This window comes from Burkholderia sp. 4M9327F10 (assembly GCF_005503145.1).
Taxonomy (GTDB): Bacteria; Pseudomonadota; Gammaproteobacteria; order Burkholderiales; family Burkholderiaceae; genus Paraburkholderia.
On the sequence record NZ_SCNV01000012.1, the window covers coordinates 23,751 to 49,333 of the forward strand.

The following is a 25,583-nucleotide window of genomic DNA, read 5'->3' on the forward strand; positions in this document are numbered from 1 at the left end:
TAATTCATGAACGTGACGATCATTGGTAGCGGCTATGTGGGTCTCGTGACGGGCGCGTGTCTTGCCGACATCGGCAACGACGTGTTCTGTCTCGACCTCGACCAGCGCAAGATCGACGTGCTGAACAATGGCGGCGTACCGATCCACGAGCCGGGCCTGCAGGAGATCATCGCGCGCAACCGCAAGGCCGGGCGCCTGACGTTTTCCACCGACGTGGCCGCTGCCGTGGCGCACGGCGATATCCAGTTCATCGCGGTGGGTACGCCCTCCGACGAAGACGGCTCGGCCGACCTGCAATACGTGCTGGCGGCCGCGCGCAACATTGGCCGCCATATGAACGGCTTCAAGGTGATCGTCGACAAGTCGACCGTGCCGGTGGGCACCGCCGTGCGGGTGCACGGCGTGATTGCCGAAGAACTGGCGGCGCGCGGCGCGCAGCATATGTTCTCGGTGGTGTCCAATCCCGAGTTCCTCAAGGAAGGCGCGGCCGTCGAAGACTTTACGCGGCCCGACCGCATCGTGCTCGGCTGCGACGAGGACGTGCCCGGCGAGAAGGCCCGCGAGCTGATGAAGCGCGTCTACGCGCCGTTCAACCGCAACCGCGAACGCACGCTGTACATGGACGTGCGCTCCGCGGAGTTCACCAAGTACGCCGCCAATGCGATGCTCGCCACGCGCATTTCGTTCATGAACGAGCTGGCGAATCTGGCCGACCGGGTCGGCGCGGATATCGAAGCAGTGCGGCGCGGCATCGGCTCGGACCCGCGCATCGGCTACGACTTTCTCTATGCGGGCTGCGGCTATGGCGGCTCGTGCTTCCCGAAAGATGTGCAGGCGCTGATCAACACGGCCGTCGAGCACGACCAGGGCCTGCGGATTCTGGAGGCGGTGGAAGCCGTGAACGAAACGCAGAAGAAGATTCTCGCGCACAAGATCGTCGAGCGCCTCGGCGAGGATCTGTCCGGCCGCACGTTCGGCGTATGGGGCCTGGCGTTCAAGCCCAATACCGACGACATGCGCGAAGCGCCGAGCCGGCCGCTGATCGCCGAGCTGCTCAAGCGCGGCGCGCGTGTGAAGGCTTATGACCCGGTCGCGGTCGACGAGGCCAAGCGCGTTTTCGCGCTCGACCTGCAGCACGCGCCGCAACAGCACGCACGGCTGACCTTCGAGAGCGAAGAGATGGACGTGGCGCGCGGCGCCGACGCGCTTGTGATCCTCACCGAATGGAAGGTCTTCAAGAGCCCCGATTTCGACAGCCTCAAGCAGCACCTGAGAACACCGCTGATCTTCGACGGCCGCAACCTGTACGAGCCGGAAGCCATGCAGGAACTCGCCATCGAGTATCACGCGATTGGCCGCCAGTACGCGCAGGGCGCGAGGCACGCAGCCGCCGCGCACGCCCTGAATCACCCGCAGCACCCCAGTCACGCGGCCCGTTCTGCCGGTGCCGCTGCCGCGCAGTGACCTCCATAAGGAGTCTGCCTATGTTAGCCAACGTACTGATTGTGTGTCGTGCCAATGTGTGCCGTTCGCCCGCAGCCGAGTGGCTTTTCAGGGCGCGTCAACGCAGCGCTGTGGAGTCCGAAGGGCACGCGCGGCGAGCAATCCGCTTTCATTCGGCGGGCATTCGCGCGGTCGACGGCTGGGGCATGGACCCGATGATGCGGCGCCTGCTTGCCGAGCGCGGCATCACGCCGGGCATGCACCAGTCGCGGCGCCTCGATCGTCAGATCGTGCGCGATGCGGACCTGATCCTCGTCACGGAGCACCGCCAGGTGAAAGATGTCGAGGCGCTTGAGCCGACCTCGTGCGGCAAGGTCTTTCCGCTCGCCACCGAGGCCGACGTCATCGACCCGTATGGCAGGGCGGAAAACGAGTATCGCGCGAGCCTTGTGCTCATTGAAGACCTGGTCACGGGATGGCTGAACAAAATATGCTGAATCGAAATTTTACTGTTGCTCTTTTGCTGACGGCTTTTCTGTCGGCCTGCGCCACCGCTCCCGGTAACTATCTCGACACCTCGAGCCTGAAAGAGGATTCGTCGAACAAGCCGGCCCAGACGTATCAGGTCCATCTGATCGACGGCGATCTGGTCGCGGCGCAGAACGCGGCGCAGCAGGCTGCCGCGGAGCAGCGTCCGCTGCCGCCCGCCAAATACGCCGACCCGTCCCAGTACGTCTATCGCGTGGCGCCGCAGGACATTCTCGGCATCACCGTATGGGACCACCCCGAATTGACGACGCCGAACGGCAGCACGCTGTCGACTGGCGACAACACGACGCAGACGCTGGCAGGCGCCGTGCAGCAGCCATATACCACGGCGTTGCCGGGTCAGGCCGACCCCTACGGCCAGACGGTTGGACCCGACGGCACGATTTACTTCCCGTTCGTCGGACGCGTGCAGGCGGCTGGCAAGACGGTGGCGGATATCCGCAACGAACTGGCGACGCGTCTGGTGCCGTATATCCGCAATCCGCAGGTGGATGTGCGGGTGCTGTCGTTCCGCAGCCAGAAGGTACAGGTCACGGGCGAAGTGAAGACGCCGGGGCCGCTCGCGATCAGCGACGTCCCGCTCACGCTGCTGGACGCGATCACGCGCTCGGGCGGCAGCACCTCGATTGCGGATATCCAGCGCGTGCGCCTCACCCGCAACAACCAGCTTTATGTGCTTGACGCCGATAGCGTGCTCGACCGCGGCGACGTGCGGCAGAACGTGATGCTGCAGGCCGGCGACATTGTCAATGTGCCGGACCGTGTGGACAGCCGCGTGTTCGTGATGGGCGAGGTGAAGACGCCGCAGGCGGTGTCGATGCTAAGAGGCCGCCTGACGATTGCCGATGCGCTGACCCAGGCCACCGGGATTCTCGACACCGACGCGAACCCGCGCCAGATCTACGTGCTGCGCGGCATGAAAGACCATCCGACCACGCCGGAAGTCTATCGCCTCGATATGACCCAGCCGAACGCCATCATGCTGTCGTCGAAGTTCCAACTGCAGCCGCTGGACGTGGTCTACGTCGGCACGGCGCTTTCGACGACTTTCAACCGCGTCATCCAGCAGGTGCTGCCGGCGATCCAGTCGGTGTTCTATATCAAGGAACTGACGAACTAGTCGCGTGAACCCGCCGACGGCCCTGCGCGATGCGAAGCACTGCACAGCGCGGGGTCCGAGGCGACCCAACCGGGATCGAATTGTGAGCACTCAACTGAATCCGTCATATATGGCCGTACCGGCCAAGACCGAAGAAGAGGACGTCGTCCTCGGTCAACTACTGCAGGTGATTCTCGACGACATCTGGTGGCTGCTTGCCATCGCGGTGACGATCGTGGCGATTGCCGGCCTTTACTGCTTCATCGCCAAGCCGATCTACTCGGCCGATGCGTACATACGGGTGGAGGAGTCCGACAACAACTCGCAGGCCCTCACGCAAACGCAGACGGGTGCGGTGATTTCGAGCGGCCAGACTTCGCTGCCCACCGACGCCGAGATTGCGATGATCCAGAGCCGCGCGGTGATCGGCCCGGTGGTGCGCGACTGCAAGCTGGACTTCTCGGTCACGCCGAAGACCTTCCCGGTGCTGGGCAGTCTCGCAGCACGCCTCGCCACGCCTGGCGTGCCGGGCCGTCCGTGGCTCGGCCTCAAGGATTACGCATGGGGCGGCGAAGTGGCCGACGTCGACTCGGTCGAGGTCACGCCGGCGCTCGAAGGCAAGAAGATGGTGATGACCGCGCTGTCCGATACGACATACGAACTGCGCGACCCGGACGGCAGGCTGTTGCTGCGCGGCGTGACGGGCCAGACCGAGCAGGGCGGCGGCGTGACGATTCTGGTCAAGAAGCTGGTCGCGCGGCCGGGCACGGAATTCATTGTGACGCGCGCCAATGAGCTCGACGCCATCAGCGGCTTCCAGTCGGCCATCAAGGTCGAGGAGCAGGGCAAGCAGACCGGCGTGATCGAGATTTCGCTGGAGGACAAGGACCCGGCGCATGCGGCTTTTATCGCTAACGCACTGGCCCAGTCGTATCTGCGCCAGCACATCGCCGCCAAGCAGACCGATGCGACGAATATGCTCGAGTTCCTCAGGACCGAGGAGCCGCGCCTGAAGAGCGACCTCGAACGCGCGGAAGCGGCGCTCACCGCATACCAGCGCGAGTCCGGTTCGATCGATGCGAGCGACGAGGCGAAGGTCTACCTGGAGGGCAGTATCCAGTATGAACAGCAGGTCGCCGCCCAGCGCCTGCAGATCGCTTCGCTCGAAGAGCGCTACGGCGACGAGCATCCGCTCATCAAGGCGGCCCGCGAGCAGATGGCCGACCTTCAGGCGCAGCGCGACAAGTACAGCGACCGCTTCCGCAATCTGCCGGCCACCGAAGTGAAGGCCGTGCAGTTGCAGCGTGACGCCAAGGTGGCCGAAGACATCTACGTGCTGCTGCTCAACCGGATTCAGGAGTTGTCGGTGCAGCGGGCCGGCACCGGTGGCAATGTGCATATCGTCGACCTCGCGCTGCGTCCGGGCACGCCGGTCAAGCCCAAGAAGGCGATGATCCTGTCGGCGGCCGTGATGCTGGGCCTGATCGTCGGGACCGGCTTCGTGTTCCTGCGCCGCAATATGTTCAAGGGCATCGACGATCCGGAGCGCGTCGAGCGCATGTTCCATCTGCCGATCTTCGGGCTCGTGCCGCTCTCCTCGGAGCAGGCCGTGCTGGAGCATGCCGTCGAGCGTGGCGGCAACCGCCTCAGCTCGGTGCTGGCCGACGCGCGCCCCAAGGACGTCTGTATCGAAAGCCTGCGCGGGCTGCGCACGTCCATGCAGTTCACGATGATGGATGCGCGCAACCGCATCGTCATGCTCACCGGGCCGATGCCCGGCGTCGGCAAGAGCTTTCTGACCGTCAACCTCGCTGTGCTGCTCGCGCATTCGGGCAAGCGTGTGCTGATGATCGACGGCGATATGCGGCGCGGTGCGCTTGAGCGCTACCTAGGCGGCACCCAGATCAACGGACTGTCCGAGCTGCTGAGCGGCCAGATCTCGCTGGAGGAAGCGATCCGCGCCACCGATATCGAAGGCCTGAGCTTCATCTCGTGTGGCCACCGTCCGCCCAATCCGTCGGAACTGCTGATGTCGCCGCGCCTGCCGCAATACCTCGAAGGTCTTGCCAAGCGTTACGACGTGATCCTGATCGACACGCCGCCGGTGCTGGCCGTGACCGACGCGTCGATTATCGGCGGATACGCAGGCTCGACCTTCTTCGTGATTCGCTCAGGTGTGCATAGCGAAGCGGAGATCGCCGATTCCCTCAAGCGGCTGAAGGCGGCCGGCGTGCATGTGCAGGGCGGGATTTTCAATGCGATTCCGCAACGCGCACGCGGCGGCTACGACCGTAGCTACGCGGCCGTGCAGGAATACCTCAGTGCATGAGCAACCCGGCAAGCAGCCACGACCCGACAACGGAGCATGATGCGATGAAAGTAACGGTACTGGTTCCCACCTTTCGCCGCCCAGCCGATCTGACGCGCTGCCTCGGCGCCCTGCAACGCCAGTCGCGCGCGCCGGACGAAGTGGTGGTGGTGGCGCGTCCCGACGATAGCGCGACCCATGCCTGCCTGCGCGACCCGGCGGTCAAGGGCGCGCTGCGGCTTTCCGTGGCGCTGGTCGAAGCGCCGGGGCAGGTTGCCGCGCTCAATCGCGGACTCGACGCGGCAAACGGCGACGTGGTCGCCATCACCGACGACGATGCCGCGCCGCGCCCCGACTGGCTGGAGCGGATCGCCGCCGCGTTCGGGAACGATCCACGCCTGGGTGCGCTCGGCGGCCGGGACTGGGTGCACGAGAAAGGCCGCGTGCTCGACGGCGAACGGCCGCTGGTCGGCAAGGTTCAGGCATCGGGCAAGATCATCGGCAACCACCATCTGGGCGTGGGCGGCGCCCGCGAGGTGGATCTGCTCAAGGGCGCCAACATGAGCTACCGGCGCGCGGCGATCGGCGCTATCCGTTTCGACGCGCGGCTGCGCGGCGCCGGCGCCCAGGCGCATAACGACATGGCGTTCAGCATGAGCGTGAAGCATGCCGGCTGGAAGCTCGTCTACGATCCGCGCGTGGCGGTCGATCATTACCCCGCCGAGCGCTTCGACGAAGACCGCCGCGACGCGCAGACCATGATGGCCGTGCGCAATGCCGCCTACAACCTGCATCTGATCCTGCGCGACCAGTTGCCGCCGCTGCGGCGCGAGGCTGCCTGGTGGTGGTACACGCTGGTCGGCACACGGGCCTATCCCGGCTTCGCGCACGTGGTGCTCGCGCTCCTCTCGAAGCAGGGCCGCACGCGGCTTTCGCGCTGGCGTGCGGTGCGCACGGGCGCCAACGAGGCGCGCCGCGCGGCGGCCTCATGAAGCGCCGTGACGTGACCGCGCAGCGCTCGCCAGGCGGTTGCCCCGGTGATTGCACCGGCGGCGGGCCGCTTGCGCCGGGACCTTTTCAACCCGCGTCACTTTGCAGGCCGGAGTCTGAATGAGCACAAAAGTCCACGTGCATCTGTTTTACGGCGCCGATCCGCGCTTTTATCGCAAGGGCGAGAATATCGGCTGCCTGTACGGCTATCACCATGCCGAATCGGACGAGTTCGCGCTGACCTATTCGCAGGATGCGCGCGAAAGCGCGCCGGTGCGGCTGCTGCGCCGCGGCCTGAAGGCCGTGCTCGGTTTCGACCTGATCCACACGTGGCGCAACCGCGCCGAGATTCTGCGCTCGGACGTGATCTGGACGCATACCGAGCACGAGTATCTGTCGGTTGCGCTGGTGCTGCTGCTGAGCGGCCGCCGCAAGGCGCCGCCGTTGCTGCTTGCACAAAGCGTGTGGCTGCTCGACAAGTGGCCCGGCTACGGAATGCTGCGGCGCTGGCTGTATCGCAAGCTGATTGCGCGCGCCGACGTGCTGACCACGCTGGCAAGCGAAAACGCCGCGCTGTGCCTGCGCTATCTGGGCCGCAAGGCGACCCATGTGTACTACGGCCTGAACACTATCGATTTCCCGGTGCAGACGCCGGGCGAATGGCAGGCTCATACGCCGGTGCGGATTGCCGCCATCGGCAATGACCGCGATCGCGACTGGGAAACGCTCATCAAGGCGTTCGGCAACGATCCGCGCTACCACGTCAGGCTCGCAACGCGGCGCAAGATCCCTGCGCAGTTGCACGCACCGAATGTGGATATCGCGCCCGCCACGGGCCTGAAGAAAGCCCGCGAGCTATACGACTGGGCCGATCTGGTGCTGGTGCCGCTGCGGCCGAACTCGCACGCCTCCGGCATCACGGTCATGCTCGAAGCCGCGGCGCTCGGCAAGCCGATGGTCGTCACCAACGTGGGCGCGCTCGACGACTACTTCTCGCGCCGGGCTGTGTCGTACGTGCAGCCGTTCGATCCGCAAGCCATGCGCGAGGCGGTCGACCGCCTGGTTGCCGCGCCACACGAAGCGTTGCGCCAGGCACAGGCGGCTACGGAACAACTGCTCTCACGCGACCTGACGACGCGCCATTTCGCCATGCAGCACGTGCGCATCACCGAAGACCTGTTGCGCCGGCGCATGGCGCCGCACGGACGCACGGAGGCGCTCGCCGAAGTGCGGACCGGGGTGCAGACTTCGGGCCAGTCCCGCGGGGGCCTCTAAGCGATGTCGACGATTACGCGAGCCGCAAGCGGCGCTCTGCGCCGTCCCAAGGGCGATCCGCTGGAATGGGGGCCGCCCGCGCTGCTGTGGTTCATCACCGCGCTGCTGGTGGCGGCGCATCAGGGCTCGGTGCTGACGCTCGCCTTCCCGGTACTCGCCACCATGACCGGGCTGTGGCTGTATTTCAGAAGTCCAGCGCGTTATGTCGGCTTCATGTGGTGGCTATGGTTCCTGAGCCCCGAAGTGCGGCGGCTCGCCGACTGGTCGAAGGGCGGCTTTACGCCCACCAGCCTGATCCAGATTGCGCCGCTCGCGGTGACGATGATCAGCGGCCTCGGCCTGATCCGCCACTACCCGTTGCTGGGGCAGCGGCGCGGCTTGCCGGTGCTGCTGATTCTGGCGGGGCTGGCCTACGCATACATGGTCGGCGTCGTTTCGAGCGGACCGCTCGCCGCGACCTATGACCTCGCCAACTGGCTCTATCCGATCCTGATCGGCTTTCACATCATGGCGAATACGCGCAACTATCCCGAGTATCGCGACACCATCGTCAATACCTTCATCTGGGGCATGCTGGTGATGGGCGCTTACGGGCTGGTGCAGTTTGTGATCATGCCGCCGTGGGATGCGCTCTGGATGCTCGGCTCGCAGATGAACTCGCAAGGCGATCCCGTACCGATGGGCGTACGCGTGTTCAGCACGATGAACTCGTCGGGCCCGTTTGCCTTCGCGATGATGGGCGCCATGGTCTACGTGATGGCCGCGAATCACCGCGTGCGCTGGATTGCCGCCGTGCTGGGCTTCTTTGCCTTCGGCCTGAGCCTCGTGCGCTCGACGTGGGGCGGCTGGGTGGTCGCCATGCTGGTGCAACTGGCCAAATCCAACAACCGCATACGTCTGCGCATTATCGGCAGTGCGATCCTGCTGGCCGGCCTGTGTGTGCCGTTGCTGGCGGTGGGGCCGGTGGCCGAGCGGATGCAGGCGCGCCTGAACAGTATCGTCAATCTCAAGGACGACCAGAGCTACGCCGCGCGCAACCAGTTCTACGCAACCTTTGCGAAGAAGGCGTTTACGGACGTCTCGGGCGAGGGCATGGGCGCGACCGGCACCTCGACGAAGCTGTCGAACGACGGCGGCCAGCTTGGCCAATACGGCAACTTCGATAGCGGCGTGATGAACATCCCGTTCGTGCTCGGCTGGCCGGGCACGCTGCTGTACCTCTCCGGCATCCTGTGGCTGATGGTGCGGGCGATGCTCGCCTCGTTCAAGCTGCGCGACGACAAATTCGTGTCCTCCTCGGTGAGCCTCGCGCTCGCGATCTTCGCGATGCTGGTGTTCACCAATTCGCTGGTGGGCACGGGCGGGCTCCTGCTTTTCATCAGCCTTTTTTCGATCCTCTCCGCCGCGCACTGGCAGAAACAGCAGCGCAGGCGAGAGCTTATTCTGCACGGAGGCACCTGATTGAGAGTCGCCATTGTCACGCATGTCGTGCGCCATAACGACGGCCAGGGTCGCGTCAACCACGAGATCGCGCGTGCGGCCCTCGACGAGAATATCGCTGTCACGCTCGTCGCCTCGCACGTGGCCCCTGAGTTGCTCGCCCATCCGAACGTGCGCTGGGTGCCGATGAAAATCGGCCGCTGGTGGCCGACCAACCTGTTGCGCCAGCAGGTATTCGCCTTCAAAAGCGCGCTGTGGTTGCGCACCCACCGCAGCGATTACGACGTGCTGCACGTCAACGGCTTTATCACATGGGTGCCGGCCGATGTGAATACCGCGCACTTCGTGCATAGCGGCTGGTTCGGCAGCAAGTACTACCCGTTCGGTCTGACGAAGGGGTTGTGGTCGGCCTATCAGTTCGTCTATACGCGGACGAATGCGACGCTCGAGCGCTGGGCATACCGCCGCTCGCGGGTGATTACGGCGGTGTCGCAAAAGGTGGCTGACGAGATCCGCGCGATCGGCCTGACGCCGGACAACCGCGTCGACGTGATCTATAACGGCGTCGATACGCGGGGTTTTTCTGCCGCGCAAGGCGACCGCGCGAAATTCAATCTTCCCGCCGACGCGTTTCTGCTGCTGTTCGTGGGCGATCTGCGCACGCCGCGCAAGAATCTCGGCACGGTTCTGGAGGCTTTGCGCCATTTGCCGCCCAACGTGCATATCGCGGTAGCGGGCTACCTGCCGGGGAGTCCCTACCCGGAACAGGCGCGCGCACTGGGCATTGCCGACCGGGTGCATTTCCTCGGGCTGGTAAAGGAGATGCCGGTGCTGATGCACTCGGTCGACGCCTTCGTGTTTCCTTCGCGCTACGAAGCAATGAGCCTGTCGCTGCTCGAAGCGATGGCAGCGGGCCTGCCGGTCGTCACGGCGCGCACGGCGGGCGGGGCGGAGATCATCACGCCCGAGTGCGGCATCGTGCTCGACGATCCGGACGATCCGAAGGCATTGGCGGGCGCCATTGCGCGGCTCGCGGACTCCGGCGATGTACGCCGCGCGATGGGCATCGCCGCCAAGGAGCTTGCAACCGGCTTCGGCTGGGCGCGCATGGCGGCACAGTACATTGCGCTGTACCGGCAACTGGCGGGGCAGCGCAAAGACCGCCAGCGGGCCGGCGCCACCAGTGCGGCCGACTACACGGTGGCCAAATGAACGCCGCCACCCATATTGGTTCAACCGAAACTTCACGCCACACGAGAGAAACCGCCATGAAAGCCAGCTCCATCAAATCGTTGCAAATCGGCATGCACTGGTTCCCCGAGCGCGCGGGCGGCCTGGACCGCATGTACTACTCGCTGGTGGGCGCATTGCCGGGCGCGGGCGTGGCGGTACGTGGCGTGGTCGCCGGCTCGGCGCGCGTCGCACAGGACACGGACGGCGCGATCCAGGGTTTCGGCTCGGCGGCGCAATCGCTGCCGCTGCGCCTGATGGCAGCCCGCCGCGCCCTGCGCCGCGAGATTACGCGGCAGCGCCCCGATGTGATTTCCTCGCACTTTGCACTCTATACCTTTCCGGGCCTCGATGTGACGCGCGGCATCCCGCAGGTGTCGCATTTCCAGGGGCCGTGGGCCGATGAGAGCCACGTCGAAGGCGCGGACTCGTTCGGCCAGCGCGCCAAGCGTTATCTGGAGCAGTCGGTCTACGCGCGTTCGTCGCGGCTGATTGTGTTGTCCGACGCATTCGGCAAGATCCTGACGTCGCGTTATGGGATTTCGCCGGAGCGGGTACGTGTGGTGCCTGGCTGCGTGAATGTGGACCAGTTCAACCTGCCGATCACACCGGCCGAAGCGCGGCTGAAGCTGCAGTTGCCGCAGGGGCGTCCAATCGTGCTGGCGGTGCGGCGTCTGGTGCGGCGCATGGGGCTGGAGGATCTGATCGATGCGGTGAAGCTGCTGAAAAAGCGGGTGCCGGACGTGCTGCTGCTGATAGCGGGGAAGGGGCGCTTGCAGGAAGAGTTGCAGGCGCGCATCAGCGAGGCTGGCCTCGACAACAACGTCAAGTTGCTGGGCTTCGTGCCGGATCAGCATCTGGCGGCGCTGTATCGCGCGGCGACGATTAGCGTGGTGCCGACCGTGGCGCTGGAGGGATTCGGGCTGATTACGGTGGAATCGCTGGCCTCGGGCACGCCGGTGCTGGTGACGCCGGTGGGCGGCCTGCCGGAAGCCGTCGCGGGCTTGTCGCCGGATCTGGTGCTGCCGGCCACGGGTGCCGCGGCGATTGCCGAAGGCCTGGGGGCTGCGCTTGACGGCACCTTGAAGCTGCCGGATGCGCAGGCCTGCCGCGCTTATGCGCGGGCGAATTTCGACAATTCGGTGATCGCGAAGCGGGTAGCAGCGGTCTATAGCGAAGCGATCGCCTCGGGCGAGGTGCATTGACGTACCGGCATCCAGACGGGAAATGCCGGCGACACCCTGGTTGCGAACACGGTCGATTTTTCGATTTATAAAGCAGTTTTTTTTGAGTTTTTTTAGCCTAGCTTGCTAGATACCACCGTGTGTGAATGCATACGCAGAGAGAACCGGCTGCCGTGCCTCTTCTGAAAATCAAGGTGAAGCCATGACGTCCCCCTTCAAAGTCTCCATCTGCCTGCCGACGTGCAATCGCCCGGAGTTGATCGTCCAATGCATCGATTCGTGCCTCGCGCAGACGCACGCGAACATCGAGATCGTGATTGGCGACGATTCGAAGGACGACCGGACCCAGCGGCTGATGGCAGCGCAATACCAGCACGACCCGCGCATCCGCTACCTGAAAAACGAACCGCCGCTCGGCCAGGCGCGCAACGTCGCCAGCCTGTTCGCGCGCGCGAGCGGCGACAAGATCCTGTTGATCCACGACGACGATTACCTCGCTGAAGACGGTGTCGAGCGGCTGGTTTCGCTATGGGAGCGTCATCCCGGTCTGGACGTTGCCTTCGCCGATCAGTATGAAGTCGATCACGCGGGGCATGTCGACCGTGCTGTCAGCGACAGGCTCAACGCCGATTTTCATAGAACGAAAAGCACGGAGGGTCTGCAGCAGGTGCCGGGCCGGACCGGTTTGATCCAGATGTTCCCGAACAACGGCTGGCTCGCGAATGCCGATCTCGTCAAGCGGATCAGCTACAAGGAACATTACGGGACGTGTTGCGACTTCGTCTTTGGCGTCGAGCTGTGCCTTGCGGCGAAGCAGGTTTACTACCTGAACGAATACGTGTCGTACTACCGCAAGACGAATGTATCGATATCGGCGAGCACCCGCGGCTCGACGAATGCGGCATCGGTTTCGGCCTATGCGTTCGTCACGAGCCTCGTGCTCGAGCGCCAGGTTGAGCCTGCTCGCGCACTCGCGTTGCGCCGGCTCGTGCCGATTGTCGTTTCGGTCTATTCGAAGAATGCCGCGCCGCTCAAGGGACTGGGGATCGCATTCAGGCACCTGTCCGCGTATCAGTACGGCTTCAGTGTGCGCTTCTACTATCATCTGATGCTGATTGCCAGATCGATATTTTCCAGTCGCGCCGGGCGGCAGACAGAAGCGCTCACGGCACGACCCGCCCGCAAGTGAGCGCCGACGGAAACGGTTCTTTAGTTTCTTTAGTCAGCGCTGCGGCGATATGCCGTCCATGTGTGGTTCGAAACGGGCGGCAATTTCCGCAATCCGGCGCCTTTCAGGAGACGGACTACCATGAAAATTTCGATCGCGATGGCCGCCTATAAGGGCGAGCGCTTTATCCGCGAGCAACTGGACAGTATCGCCCGGCAGACGCTCCCCCCGTTCGAACTGGTGATCAGCGACGACAGCCCGGACAGCGGCACGTACGATATCGTGGTCGAGTTTTCGCGCCGCGTCCCGTTTCCAGTCCGCGTGGTGCGCAACGAACGGCGTTTGGGATTTCACGAGAATTTCTTCAAGGCCATATCGCTTTGCCGTGGCGATTTCGTTGCGTTTTGCGATCAGGACGACGTATGGGCGGACGACAAGCTGGAGCGAGTCGCAAGAGAGTTCGCGGACCCCGAAGTGATGCTGGTGGTTCACGCGGTGCAAGTGGTTGATGCGGATCTCAAGGCGCGCGCCGACAACACCGCTAACCACTGGTCCCATCGCGGCGTCTATGACCCGCTGACCACCAATCCCTGGTACGTTCTGTTCGGCATGTCGACCGTCGTGCGGCGCTCGATCTACGACTATATCGACTGGCACGACCGGCCCGAGCATCCGGTCGACCCGGGCTATCCGATGTCGCACGATACCTGGGCCTGGTTTGTCGCGACGTCGCTAGGGAAAATGGTGGCGATCGAGGACCAACTCGCGCTTTACCGTCAACATGACGCCAACGCTTGCGGCGTGTCGCCTGACAGGGACATGGGAGAGCAGGTCAAGATGGCCAAAGCCGCCGGCCAGACGCACTATCGCAGGATGGGAACCTCGGCATTGGCGCGGGCGGACAAGTTGCGCGAGGTGTTGCGGGAGGCGCCCACGCAGATCCAGCAACGCGCCGCCGTTGCAACCGTTTACTATCGAAAGCTTGGAGATCGGCTACTGCGCCGCGCCAATCTCTACAGCGCCGCCACGGCGAGGCTCAGTCGCGCCGGCACCGTGCTCGGGCTGCTCGCTTCCGGGGCTTATCGGCCCGTGCCCAAGGGAGGCCTGGGGCACCGGGCACTGTTGAAGGATGTCCATGCGACCGTGTTTCATGTCAGCATCGAATGAGGAGCCGGGCAGAGTCGAAGTCAAACGGGGGCTCAACAAAGGCCCGCGCGGCGCCTCCTCAAGAAAGCGCCGCGCGGGCGGAAGACAGGAACATTAAAGCGAGGAACATCAAAACGAGGAACGTTAAAACGTCTCATGCTCCTGGTTGCGCGTAAGATCGGCAGCCACCATCATCTTGCAAAGCTGTTCGAGCCCGGTCTGCGGCTCCCACCCGAGCTTGGCCTTGGCCTTGTCCGCACAGCCGATCAGAAGGTCCACCTCAGCAGGCCGATAAAACTTCGGGTTCACACGAACAAGCGTCTTGCCGGTAGCGACGTCAATGCCGATTTCCCGCTGTTCCTTGCCGGACCATTCAAGCTGATAGCCGGCCGCCGAAAACGCCATCCGCACAAAGTCCCGCACAGTCTCGGTCCGGTTGGTCGCAAGCACGAAGGTATCGGGCTCATCGACCTGCAGCATGCGCCACATCCCCTCGACATATTCGAGCGCAAAGCCCCAATCCCGCTTGGCGTCGAGATTGCCCAGCTCGAGCGCATCCTGCTTGCCAAGCTTGATCTTGGCCACGGTATCCGTGATCTTGCGGGTCACGAACTCACGCCCGCGCAGCGGCGACTCGTGATTGAACAGAATCCCGCTACTGGCAAAGATTCCATACGACTCGCGATAATTGATCGTCGTCCAGTGAGCAAACAGCTTGGCGACGCCATAGGGGCTGCGCGGATAGAACGGCGTATCTTCGCGCTGCGGCACAGCCTGCACCTTGCCGAACATTTCGGAGGTCGAGGCCTGGTAGTAGCGCGTCTTCGGGCTCAGAATGCGAATCCCTTCAAGCAGGTTCAGCGCCCCGATACCGGTCACCTCGGCCGTCGTAACCGGCTGATCGAACGACACGCCCACAAAGCTCTGGGCCGCCAGGTTATACAGCTCGTCGGCCTGCGACCCTTCAAGCAGCCTCAAGGTCGACCCGAAATCGGTCAGATCGTGCTCGACCAGCCGCAAGCTGGGATGCCCGGCAATCCCCAGCTCATTCATGCGCCAGAAGTTGACGGAGCTGGTGCGCCGATAGGTGCCGGTCACCTGGTAGCCCTTGTCGAGCAGCAGTTTCGCCAGATACGCGCCGTCCTGGCCGGATACGCCGGTGATAATCGCTTTGCGTTGGTTGCTCATAGGTCGCCTTGGGTAACGGTAAAAGTGACGGTAAAAAGAGTCAGGAGATAAGGGAAAAGCACGATCGGTTACGACGAAGCGGCAAGCAGCCGCCGCACCAGCGGATCGACCACGCGGAAATCCTGTCCGGCCTTGAGCCGGTACAACTCAGGCTTCGGATGCGCTCCGTCGGACATCATGGTTTGCCAGTCCGGCAACCCCGCGATGTACGCGTACTGATCGACCAGCGGCACGTGCTGTTCGGCGGCAACCCGGCGGGTCATCGCCACCATCGCCGCCAGGCGCGCATTGAGCCTGCCGTCGGGCATGGGGTTCGAAGTCTGCAGCACCGGCTGTTTGCCGAGCGCGAGCGCGGTTTTCACCAGTGCGGTTTCCGCCTCATAAAACTGCTCGGGCGTCTGGTTATGCATCACCTCGTTGATGCCGTAGTTGATCGTCACGATCTGCGCGTCCGATGCCGCCAGCCGTTGTGCCCACGGCAGACTGTGGGCGCGGTCCGTGCCGTCGCGCAACTGGTAGGCCATCGTGCCGCCCACGCCGAGGTTGACCACACTCACGCGCTCGCCGAAGCTGGCATGCAAGGCGTCCTGCAGATAAGCGACCGCGTTCTGCGGGCGTGGGCCGCAATGCCCCTCGCTGCAGGAAATGCCGAGCGTCGTCGAGTCGCCGTAGGCTTCGATCACGACCTGCGCCGCGGCGGTTGCGGCATGAGGCGGCTCGCTGGCCCGCTGCGTCGGCGGCGCCTCCGCGCCGGCGGGGCCGCATGCCGCAGCGATCAGCAGGGCGCCCGCGGCGCCGCGAAGCCTGTGCGCGAGCTTCATGCGCGCGACTGCGGCGCCTGCGACGCGCGGCCCAGGGGCACGGCACTGCGTCGCGCACCGGAGGCCGGCCCGTGGATCAGACGCCGCTCGAAAGCGAACCACGTCGCGCTGGCGTAGGCAAGCGTGATAGCCAGCGCAAGCGCGGCGGTTGCAAAGCGGTTCATATGCAGCGGCCACAGCGTGTACAGGATGCTCAGATGGATCAGATAGATCGTGTAGCTGATCGTGCCGATATAGACCAGCACCGGATTGCACAACAGGCGCTTGACGATGCCCTGGCTTTGCAAGGCGATGACGACGATCGAGGTGCACAGCACCAGCGAAACGCTATACAGCGCCGCATTCGAAAGCGGCGTGTTCTCGGCGCGAAAGCGCGGGTAGTGAATATGCAGCCAGGCCAGCACGGCCAGCGCCGCGAAAAAACCGAGTATCGCAAGCGGCCTGAACGGTTGCAGTGCGTTGGGGTTGCGCCGCAGGGCCACGGCGAGCAGCGCGCCGGCCGCCAGCAGATCCATGCGGAACGGTGTGAGGTAGTAGATCGGCCAGAACGTGTCGAACCACGGCGTCGCCACGGCACGCAGCACGGGCACCGCGACGATCAACGCAGCGGCGACCCACGCCAGGGCGCGCTCGGGCAGCAGCAGGATCACGAACGGCCAGACTATGTAGAACTGCTCTTCGACGGCGAGCGACCACAGCACATTCAGGCTGTCATGCCCGCTCTGGCCGAGCGCATCGCCGATGTTGGTCGCAAAGAACGCATACCACTCCCAGTGCTGCGCCCAGCCGAATCCGAACAGCAGCGAGGACACCGCCATCAGCAGCAGATACGGCGGCAGAATGCGGCGAATCCGGCGTGCATAGAAATAGCCGAAATAGGATTGCTGACGGGCCTTGCGTTCCAGCAGGATGCCGCTGATCAGAAAGCCGCTCAAGACGAAAAACAGATCGACGCCCATCCATAGCGGCGCCTTCAGCGCATGCTGCGCGAATACTGCCAGCACGGCAATGGCGCGCAAGCCGTCGAGCTGCAGGATGCGGCGTGAGTGAGAAGGCGAGGCAGGCAAGGCGCTAACTGTCATGAACCATCCATGGTGAGCAAGTGCAAATCGCGGAGGCAGCGGAAGTGGGATTCATTCTAAGGAAAAGAAATTGATGAAAAAACGCGAATGAAAAGAACCGGTAGATTGAAAAATCAGGACGCGATTTTCAAAAATCAAAATGTTGATTCACCGATATCCGGCGAATATTTTCTGAATTATTTTCGATTTTCTTCATGACACTTTTCGCAGGTAAGGTGGCCCGGTAACCCTTGACTGGAGGAACACCTTGGCCCGTTTTAGCTTCGCGAAACTGCTGGGCGTCTGTCTTTCTTTTGCAGCCTGCGCTGCCTCGGCGGAAACGGCGCTGAATGCGCAGACCTCATGGATCGGTAACACCTTCGGTTTCGGCGACGGCTCATGGACGCAGATCAATATCACGGCGATTGCCGTGTCGCCGGACGGCAAGGTCTACACCAATGCACCATGGGACGAGAGCGGCGCCGAGGCGAGCACCTATGAAAACGGCAAGATGCTCGGCTTCGCGGGCGGCACGCATGGCTGGGGCGCGGGCGGCGGCAATGCGGTTGCGGTGAACCGGCATTATGTTTTCCTCGCCATTGCGATGGGCAACGAGCGGGGGCATCTGGTCGGGCCGGGCATCTGGCCGCAAAAGGGCAAGCAGTGGTTCGGCGTCTCGCGGCGCAAGATTGAAGATCCGAAACTGAGCGCGCTGTTCCAACCTGCGCTCACGCTGCCCAATGGCGCGCTCGACCCGCACGCGCAACTGGCGGCAGGCTTCCTGATGGTGAACGAGGTGCCCGCGGGCGCCCACGCGGACATCCAGGGTCTCGCGGCCAGCGACACGACGCTCTACGTGTCGAACACCGCGCAAAACCGTATTGAGGTCTATGACGCGGAATCGATGCAACATAAGGCGCAGTGGACCGTGCACGAGCCGGGGAAGATGGCGCTCGCCGCCGACGGCACGTTATGGGTCATCACCGGCGCGCTCACCGACGCCACGCCGCACGTCGCGCATTATTCGGCGAGCGGCCAGCTTCTCGCCGACACGCTGCCGTTACCGGCCGATTCGGTGCCGGTGGACATCGCGCTAGACGCGCACGGCCGCGTGCTGGTTGCCGACAACGGCCCGCGCCAGCAGGTGCTGTTCTTCAGCAAGGACGGTGGGCGTTACGTGGCGTCGGGCACGCTCGGCGAACGCGGCGGCATCTTCGCGGGCGTGGCCGGCCAGCCGGGGCCGCAGCGCTTTAACGGACTGACCGGCGTCGGCGTCGACGCGCACGACAACGTCTATGTCGCCACCAACGGCATCGGCCCGCATTACGCGCCCATCGGCGCGGGACTCGGCGCTACGCTCGAAAGCTACGCCCCGGATGGCAAGCGGCTCTGGCAGGTGCAAGGGCTGCTGTTCGTCGATGGCGCGTGGATGGACCCGGCGCGCCCGGACAGCGTCTACACCGGCAACAAGCGCTTTCAGCTCGATCTGTCGAAACCGGCGGGACAGGACTGGAAATACGTAGGGTTCCTCTCGAACCGTTTCAGGTATCCCGACGATCCGGTATTTCATACCGACATGTGGCCCGGTTTGCCGATTGCCCGGCAACTGAAGGGGCATACGTTTCTCTATCTGACTGACATGTATGCGGACCATCTGAAGATCTATCGTTTCGACGCCGCGCATGACGGCGAGACGGCGATCCCTTCGGGCCTCATTGCGGGGCGCGAGCGCGGCGTGGCGGGGGTGCCGAACGCGCCGCCCGGCGGCGAATGGATCTGGCGCGACGTGAACGGCGACGGAAAATTCACGAGCGACGGGTTCACGCCGAACACGAGCGGCGCGCGCATCGCCGGCGGCTGGGGCTGGTGGATCGACAGCAACGGCGATATCTGGCGCACCAACGTGAACAAGGGCATCTACCGGCTGCATTTTGGCGGCCTCGACGCAAAGGGCAACCCGGTCTACGCCTACTCGGACATGACCACCTATCCGGTCCCGCAGCCCTTCACCGAACTGCGCCGCGCGGTGTACGTGCCGCAGACCGACTCGCTCTATGTGACAGGTTATACGGCCGACATGCCGGTCGATCGTGCCTTCTGGAAAGAGGTGGGCCGCGTGCTGGTGCGCTACGACAACTGGTCGAGCGGCAAGCCGGTCCTGCGTTACTCGATCACGCTGCCGTGGGAAACCCAGGCCAAGCCGGTCGTCACCATCATCGGGCTCACCGTGGAGGGGCAATACGTGTTCGCGGTCGAGCCGGTCGGCGCCGTGCATGTGTTCGACAAGGACAGCGGCAAGGAAGTCGGTGTGATCCGGCCGGGGCCCGAGGTGGGCAAGGCCTCGGGCTGGGTCGACGTGCCGAACGGCGTGAGCGCCTACCGCCGCAGCAACGGCGAATACCTCGTATTCGTGGAAGAGGACGCCCGCGGCAAAGTGATGATGTACCGCTGGAAGCCGGCTTAATGGCAATTTGATTTATTTTTCGCGGCTGGATATTTCGATGCATGACATGCATCGTGCCGCGAATTATTTTTCTGTCGATTTATGGCGAGCGGCGCCCATTTTTTACGTGCTTTACTCGCAGTGGACTTCACCTCATCGCATCGCATCACCCGGCGTTGCTACGGGGCGTGCATCGCGTTGCGCGCCGCATCGCTGAATCCGCATCGCTGAATCAAAAGGCATCCGATGGACAAAGGCATTCTCAAGAACGTAGCCATCAATTTCTTTGGTCTGGTGCTGCCGACCTTCGTTTCGCTCGTCACAGTGCCGTCCTATATCCGGCTGCTGGGCGTCGAACGCTATGGCGTGATTGCGCTCGTCTGGACCCTGATCGGCTATTTCTCGATCCTGGATCTCGGCATGAGCATGGCGGCGCAAAACCATATTTCGAAGGCGCTCGCCTCGAATGATGCCGATGAGAGCGCCCGCGTGTTCTGGAGCGCGACCTGGCTCAATCTGGTGACGGGCGTCATTGGCGGCCTGGTGATTTATTTCGGCGCTTTTCTTTACACCGCGTATTTCACCAAGGTGTCACCCGAATTGCAGCACGAGGTGTATATGGCGCTGCCGTGGCTGGCGATTGCGATTCCAATTGCCAACGTTTCGTGGGTGTTCGCGGGGGCGATCAACGGCGCCGAGCGCTTTGGCATTTACAACACCAATCAGACCCTCGGCACCTTCCTGTTTCAGTTGCTGCCGCTCGGCGCGGCCTGGCTGATGGGACCGAGCCTGCAGAACGTGCTGGCCGCGGCGGTGGTGGCGCGGCTGATTGCAGCAGGGCTGCTGGGACGCTCGGCGCTCAAGGTGCTCAATCTGCGCCGCATCCTGCCGCCGCAGCTCGGCGTCGCCGTGGGGCTCTTCAACTTCGGCGGCTGGATGCTGATTGCGAGCGTGACCTCGATGGTTGCCGACTCGCTCGACAAGGTGTTTCTCGGCACCGGCCTCGGCGCGCGCTTCGTGACCTTCTACACGGTGCCGCAGAACCTTGTCACGCGCCTGAATATCGTGCCGACCGCGCTCGCGCGCACGCTGTTTCCGCGCCTGTCCGCGGTAGGCCGCGATCATGCGGACCTGATCGTGCAGCAGTCGCTCGAATTTCTCAATGGCGCATTCACACCGGTGGCGCTGGTGGCGATGTTCGTGCTCGGACCGTTCCTGCATGTGTGGGTCGGCAGCGAGATCGCGACGGTGGCCGCGCCCGTGGGCCGCATCCTGATCGTCTCCGTGTGGCTGATCGGGCAGGCCAATGTGTCGCGCATCATGATCCAGTCGCAGGTCAATCCGGCGGTTGCCGCACGCGTCGGCCTGTTCGAATTGCCGCTCTTTGCCGCCGCGCTGTGGTTCGGCATCAAGTATTTCGGCCTGACTGGCGCGGCGGTGGCGGTCGCAGGCCGCGCGCTGTTCGACTACGGCGTGCTGCTGTGGCTGTCGGCGATTCGCGCCCGGCCGATTGCGCTCGACATGTTCGCGCATCTCGCGTTTTTGCTGGTGAGCCTGTGGCTTGCCGGTTTCCTGCCCAGTTTTTCGCTGGCGATCGCTGCAGGCGCGGTGGTAGTGGCCGCCAATGTGGCGTGGTCGATCACGATGACGCCCGCTTTGCGCGATCTTGCGCGTTCGCTGCTGTTGCGACTGAAGTTGCGACTGAATCCGAGGAAAAGCGCATGAACCAGGATGTCCTTGATGAGGCCGTATTGCGGCCCAGCCAGCGCAGCGCGCTGGCCGAACTCACCACGCCGCCAGCACCGCTCGCACCGCCCCGGCGTGCGCCGCGACTGGACAGGAATGTGCGGGTGGCGATCGTGCACGACTGGCTCGTCACCTATGCGGGCGCCGAGCGGGTGCTCGAACAGATCGTTGCATGCTTTCCGGATGCGGACCTGTTCAGCGTGGTCGATTTTCTCGACGACCGCAGCTTTCTGCGCGGCAAGCGGGCGACGACCTCGTTTATCCAGAAGCTGCCGAAGGCCCGCAGCAAGTACCGCGCCTATCTGCCCTTGATGCCGATTGCCATCGAGCAGCTCGACGTGTCGGCATACGACGTGGTGATTTCGAGCAGTCACGCCGTTGCCAAAGGCGTGCTGACCGGGCCCGACCAGGTGCATATCAGCTATGTGCATTCGCCGATCCGTTATGCGTGGGATCTGCAGCATCAGTATCTGCAACAGTCGAAGCTGACCAACGGGCCGAAGTCCGCGCTGGCGCGGATGATTCTTCATTACATCCGCAACTGGGATATTCGTACTGCCAACTCGGTGGACACTTTTGTTGCCAACTCGCAATTCATCGCCCGGCGCATCCGCAAGGTGTATCAGCGCGACGCGCACGTGATCTTTCCGCCGGTGGACGTCGACGCGTTTGTGCTGCACGAGCAGAAGGAAGATTTCTATCTGACCGCCTCGCGGATGGTGCCGTACAAGAAGATCGACCTGATCGTCGAAGCGTTTGCGCGTATGCCGGAGCGGCGCCTCGTGGTGATCGGCGATGGTCCCGACATGCAGAAGGTTCGCGCCAGGGCGACGCCGAATGTCGAGATCATGGGCTATCAGCCGTTCAAGGTGCTGCAGGAAAAGATGCAGCGCGCCAAGGCGTTTGTGTTTGCGGCTGAAGAGGACTTCGGCATCTCGGTGGTCGAGGCGCAGGCCTGCGGCACGCCCGTGATCGCCTACGGCAAGGGTGGGGCGCTCGAAACCGTGCGCGACCTGTCGGGCCCGCGTCCGACGGGGATGTTCTTCGATGAGCAGCGCGCCGAGTCGATCATCGCCGCGGTCGAGGATTTCGACACCCACGCGAGCCGCTTCGCCGCTGCCGATTGCCGCGCCAACGCCGAGCGTTTCTCGGCGGCGCATTTCCGCGAGCGCTTCTTCGCGCATGTGCGGGCCGCCGTGCCGGCCTTGCAGGGTGCAACGCTGCCGGCTTATGAGCCGTATGTGGCGCCGCCTGCCGCAGCCGGGTCAAGCGCCGGCGCGCCACGTGTGCTGGCGCTCGACCAGAGCGGCGTGCTCGGCGGCGCGGAGCTGTCGCTGCTCGAAATCGTCAAGGCGCTGCGCGCGCGCATCGAAGTCGTGCTGTTCGACGACGGACCGTTCCGCACGGCGCTCGATACGGCCGGCGTGAACGTGCGCGTACTCGACTCGGGCGCCCTGCGCGAGGTGCGCAAGCAGGGCCGCACGCCGCCGCTCGGCCAGGCGCTCAAGGGCGTGGCGGCACTCGTGCGCGCGACCGTCGCACGTGCCCGGCATGCCGAGGTGATCTATGCGAACACCCAGCGCGCGATGGTAATCGGCGCGCTCGCCGGGCGTCTCGCGCGGCGCCCGGTGGTGTGGCACCTGCGCGATATCGTGAGCCCTGAGCATTTCGGCGGCAAGCAACTGCGGATCATCAAGTGGTGCGCGAAATTCGGCCTTGCGCACGTGATTGCCAATTCCGCTGCATCGGCGCGCGCCTTTGCCGAGCTGACCGGGTTCAAGGAAAAGCATATCGACGTGGTCTTCAACGGTATTTCAGCAGCCCCGTTCGACGCGCTGCGCGAGGTGCCGGCCGCGACGCTGCGCGCCCGCCTGCGGCTTCCGCAGGATGCCTTCCTCGTCGGTTCGTTCAGCCGCCTCGCGCGCTGGAAGGGCCAGCACGTGCTGCTCGAAGCGATGGTGCTCAATCCGCATATGCACGCGGTGCTGGTGGGCGCGCCGCTGTTCGGCGAAGATTCCTACGAGCTGGAATTGCGCGAGCTGGTTGCCAGGCACGGCTTGGCCGGGCGCGTACATTTTCTGGGCTTCCAGCACGACATCGCAGCATGCATGTGCGCGGTCGACGCGATTGCGCATACCTCGATTACGCCGGAGCCGTTTGGCCGCGTGATCGTCGAAGGGATGCTGGCGCAGCGTCCGGTGGTCGCGGCGCGCGCCGGCGGCGTGCTGGAAATCGTCGAAGACGGCGTGAACGGCGTGTTGTGCACGCCAGGCGACGCGCATGCGCTGGCCGATGCGCTGGCCGAGCTGCGCAGCGATACCGCCCTGCGCGAGCGGCTCGTCAGAAACGGCTATCAGAGCGCGATTGGCCGGTTCGGTACGAAGGCCTATGTCGAAGGCGTGGACCGCATTCTGAAGGACGTGGCAGGCCGGTAACGCGGGCGTCAGGGGGCGGGCATCGGGTGGTTTGAAAACAGGATGTAATGCGTGGTCAGCAAAAGGGCCGCAGTCCGGACAACTGCGGCCCTTTTGCCTTTTGACTGACGGCTCTTACGACCTCTTACGACGCCCGCGCCGCGCCTGTAGAGGCGCGCTTCTTCGGCTTGAGGCTCGCGGACCACTTCATCGCCGGCAGCTCGACCAGCCGGTAGAACACACAGGCAACCGGCACGGCCACCAGCATGAAGCCGAACGACGGCCAGATTGACATCTGCAGCGCCGAGCGATACAGCAGCGACGACAGCAGCACGAAAATCGGCAGATGGATCAGGTAGAGCGAAAAGCTGAAATCGCCGAAGCGCGACAGCACCCGCGCAACAGGGGAAAGCGCGGAGACACGCGCCCGACCTGCACGCGGCCGCTCGAGCGCCCGATAGAGGTAGCAAGCGAAACCCAGCGCCCAGAACTGGAACGCGCCGTACTGGCCGAAATGGAACGCCACGCAGCCCAGCGCAATCAGCGCTGCCGCAGCGGCGTACAGCCAGTTGGAGGCTGGCCTCACATTACCTGCATTGCCTGCGTTGCCCCCGGTGTCCGCCTGGGCCCGCGCGTCAGCGATCCACGCGCCGAGCGTCCACGAGAACCAGTATGAGGTGAAGAACTGGATATCGTGCCGCTCCAGCGCATACGCCGAGACGATATTGACGAGCGCCACCAGCGCAAGCACCGGCGTCATGCCGAGCCGGCGCCGCAGCGCAAACAGCAACGGATAGATCGCATAGAACTGCACTTCGAGCGAGAGCGTCCAAAGCGCACCGTTGGACCCATAGGTCTTGCCGGCCACCCCTTGCAGCGAAAACAGGTTGACGAGGAACGCATGCAGGCCGATCTCGCGCACTTTGTGACTGACGGGCGGCAACTGCAGGCTGACCCAGTCGAGCGCGCAGGTCAGCAGCAGCGCGGCCAGCAGCACCGGATAGATGCGGGCAAAGCGGCGTGCCCAGAAATTGGGCGTATCGAGCCGGAAGTTCGGGTTTTGCGCGAGCCGTAACGCGCCGCCGCGATGAATGCAATACCCGCTGATGACGAAAAAGATCGGCACGCCGGCCGAACCCCACGCAATCGGAAAGGTCAGGTACGCCGCGATCGTGCTCAGGCTCAATGCATGTCCGACGCTATGGTGAAAGCTCTCCATGCCGACCCAGGCGACCTGGCGGCAATGAAAGTAGGCGACCAGCAGGGCAGCGAAACCGCGCATCGCATCGATCACGTGCTCCTTGCCGGCGCCGTCCACGCGCGCCTCGCGCTGCGCCCGGGCCTCGCGAGAGAGGGCGGCGGGCAGGGATGCGCCGCTGGCATCGAATGCTGAATCGCTCATGCGCGGTCCTTTTCATGATGGGTGGGTGTGCTGCTGCGCGTGCGCCATGAGGGTCACGCGCGCCGGCAGCCGCATGCACATGCTAGAGCAGGGCAGAAGTAAGAAATGCATAAAAAAATCACGGATAAGGTCGTAAACAAATTAAATATGTTTCTACTTGTAATTCGCGACGGAACGGTTTTATTAGTGAATTATTTGTTGATTTTTTCATGATAATTTGACACCCAGATTCTTCTGACCAGAGGTGGAGTCATGAACCTGCATCTGCTCGCCGGCATTGCCGTGCTCCTGATCCTTGTCGCCGCGTCGGCCTACCGCGAGGCGCTGCGCAATGAACCGATCGGCCGCTTCCGGATCAATCCGGGCAAACTGCCGCCGGTCGACGAGAACGAGGAACGCGCCGTCTAGTGCGGCATCTTAAATGGCATTCCGGCAGCACCGAAGCGCCGGAATGCCCGTAAAAATTACGCCAGGCGGTTCATTTTTTGCGTAATTGTTTCCTGAAATTCCATGCGTCACCAATAAATCAGTCCAGCGAGTATTTTTTCATACGAATAGCTTTAATTTTGTCGAAACGTGAATTAGATTTCACTGATGATTTCGATGAAATTGATTCGGCGCCTGCCAGGCAAAGCGCGTCGGCAAGCCGCATACATTCATCAACTGACGTGGGAAC

At 63.7% G+C, this 25,583-nt stretch carries 19 protein-coding genes; 15 read left to right on the top strand and 4 right to left on the bottom strand.

The window, feature by feature from the left end; genetic code table 11:
- The first annotated feature begins 6 nt into the window (after positions 1–6).
- The 11 genes from FFS45_RS13940 to FFS45_RS13990 all read left to right on the top strand — a co-directional run bounded on the left by FFS45_RS13940 (position 7) and on the right by FFS45_RS13990 (position 13,853).
- A complete protein-coding gene (locus tag FFS45_RS13940) occupies positions 7–1,464 on the top strand; it encodes a UDP-glucose/GDP-mannose dehydrogenase family protein (RefSeq protein WP_137955235.1) in 1,458 nt (485 codons plus the stop codon).
- Between the two features lie 20 nt (positions 1,465–1,484).
- Complete coding sequence (locus FFS45_RS13945) at positions 1,485–1,940, top strand: low molecular weight phosphotyrosine protein phosphatase (protein WP_137955236.1); 456 nt, start codon at positions 1,485–1,487, stop codon at positions 1,938–1,940.
- Entirely contained in the window at positions 1,934–3,112 is a 1,179-nt protein-coding gene (locus tag FFS45_RS13950) for a polysaccharide biosynthesis/export family protein (protein ID WP_137955237.1), read from the top strand. The genes FFS45_RS13945 and FFS45_RS13950 overlap by 7 nt, the downstream gene beginning before the upstream one ends.
- Before the next feature lie 109 nt (positions 3,113–3,221).
- A complete protein-coding gene (locus FFS45_RS13955) occupies positions 3,222–5,420 on the top strand; it encodes a polysaccharide biosynthesis tyrosine autokinase (RefSeq protein ID WP_137955337.1) in 2,199 nt (732 codons plus the stop codon).
- Positions 5,421–5,464: 44 nt separating this feature from the next.
- Positions 5,465–6,391 carry a glycosyltransferase family 2 protein gene (locus tag FFS45_RS13960; protein ID WP_137955338.1) on the top strand — a complete coding sequence of 309 codons (927 nt, stop codon included), beginning with the start codon at positions 5,465–5,467 and terminating at the stop codon, positions 6,389–6,391.
- Positions 6,392–6,509: 118 nt separating this feature from the next.
- The gene (locus FFS45_RS13965) at positions 6,510–7,664 is read left to right on the top strand and encodes a glycosyltransferase family 4 protein (protein ID WP_137955238.1); all 1,155 of its coding nucleotides are present in this window, start codon (positions 6,510–6,512) and stop codon (positions 7,662–7,664) included.
- 3 nt (positions 7,665–7,667) lie between these two features.
- A complete protein-coding gene (locus tag FFS45_RS13970) occupies positions 7,668–9,125 on the top strand; it encodes a glucose-6-phosphate isomerase (protein ID WP_137955239.1) in 1,458 nt (485 codons plus the stop codon).
- Positions 9,126–10,316 (top strand): glycosyltransferase family 4 protein, encoded by a 1,191-nt coding sequence (locus FFS45_RS13975; RefSeq protein WP_137955240.1) that lies wholly within the window; start codon positions 9,126–9,128, stop codon positions 10,314–10,316.
- Positions 10,317–10,372: 56 nt separating this feature from the next.
- Positions 10,373–11,539, top strand: coding sequence for a glycosyltransferase family 4 protein (locus FFS45_RS13980; protein WP_137955241.1), 1,167 nt, complete (start codon positions 10,373–10,375; stop codon positions 11,537–11,539).
- A 181-nt stretch (positions 11,540–11,720) separates the two neighbouring features.
- On the top strand, positions 11,721–12,707 hold the full coding sequence (locus FFS45_RS13985; RefSeq protein WP_137955242.1) for a glycosyltransferase family 2 protein: 987 nt from the start codon (positions 11,721–11,723) through the stop codon (positions 12,705–12,707).
- Between the two features lie 120 nt (positions 12,708–12,827).
- Positions 12,828–13,853 carry a glycosyltransferase gene (locus FFS45_RS13990; RefSeq protein WP_137955243.1) on the top strand — a complete coding sequence of 342 codons (1,026 nt, stop codon included), beginning with the start codon at positions 12,828–12,830 and terminating at the stop codon, positions 13,851–13,853.
- Positions 13,854–13,976: 123 nt separating this feature from the next.
- Here the strand turns inward: FFS45_RS13990 and gmd are convergent, their stop codons facing one another.
- The 3 genes from gmd to FFS45_RS14005 all read right to left on the bottom strand — a co-directional run bounded on the left by gmd (position 13,977) and on the right by FFS45_RS14005 (position 16,923).
- Positions 13,977–15,020, bottom strand: coding sequence for a GDP-mannose 4,6-dehydratase (gene gmd / locus FFS45_RS13995; protein WP_137955244.1), 1,044 nt, complete (start codon positions 15,018–15,020; stop codon positions 13,977–13,979).
- 68 nt (positions 15,021–15,088) lie between these two features.
- Positions 15,089–15,841 (bottom strand): SGNH/GDSL hydrolase family protein, encoded by a 753-nt coding sequence (locus FFS45_RS14000; protein ID WP_137955245.1) that lies wholly within the window; start codon positions 15,839–15,841, stop codon positions 15,089–15,091.
- Positions 15,838–16,923, bottom strand: a complete 1,086-nt coding sequence (locus FFS45_RS14005; protein ID WP_137955246.1) for an acyltransferase — start codon at positions 16,921–16,923, stop codon at positions 15,838–15,840. Before FFS45_RS14005 ends, FFS45_RS14000 begins: the two co-directional genes overlap by 4 nt.
- A gap of 271 nt (positions 16,924–17,194) precedes the next feature.
- Between FFS45_RS14005 and FFS45_RS14010 the strand changes: the two genes are divergently transcribed.
- The 3 genes from FFS45_RS14010 to FFS45_RS14020 all read left to right on the top strand — a co-directional run bounded on the left by FFS45_RS14010 (position 17,195) and on the right by FFS45_RS14020 (position 23,526).
- Complete coding sequence (locus tag FFS45_RS14010) at positions 17,195–19,366, top strand: hypothetical protein (RefSeq protein WP_249362783.1); 2,172 nt, start codon at positions 17,195–17,197, stop codon at positions 19,364–19,366.
- 225 nt (positions 19,367–19,591) lie between these two features.
- Positions 19,592–21,070: an oligosaccharide flippase family protein gene (locus FFS45_RS14015; RefSeq protein ID WP_137955247.1), complete on the top strand. Its 1,479-nt coding sequence runs from the start codon at positions 19,592–19,594 to the stop codon at positions 21,068–21,070.
- Positions 21,067–23,526 (top strand): glycosyltransferase family 4 protein, encoded by a 2,460-nt coding sequence (locus FFS45_RS14020; protein WP_137955248.1) that lies wholly within the window; start codon positions 21,067–21,069, stop codon positions 23,524–23,526. The genes FFS45_RS14015 and FFS45_RS14020 overlap by 4 nt, the downstream gene beginning before the upstream one ends.
- A gap of 124 nt (positions 23,527–23,650) precedes the next feature.
- Here FFS45_RS14020 and FFS45_RS14025 read toward each other — a convergent pair whose 3' ends face one another.
- Positions 23,651–24,907, bottom strand: coding sequence for an acyltransferase (locus tag FFS45_RS14025; protein WP_137955249.1), 1,257 nt, complete (start codon positions 24,905–24,907; stop codon positions 23,651–23,653).
- A gap of 252 nt (positions 24,908–25,159) precedes the next feature.
- Between FFS45_RS14025 and FFS45_RS41725 the strand changes: the two genes are divergently transcribed.
- Entirely contained in the window at positions 25,160–25,315 is a 156-nt protein-coding gene (locus FFS45_RS41725; RefSeq protein ID WP_171029651.1) for a hypothetical protein, read from the top strand.
- Positions 25,316–25,583: the final 268 nt, after the last annotated feature.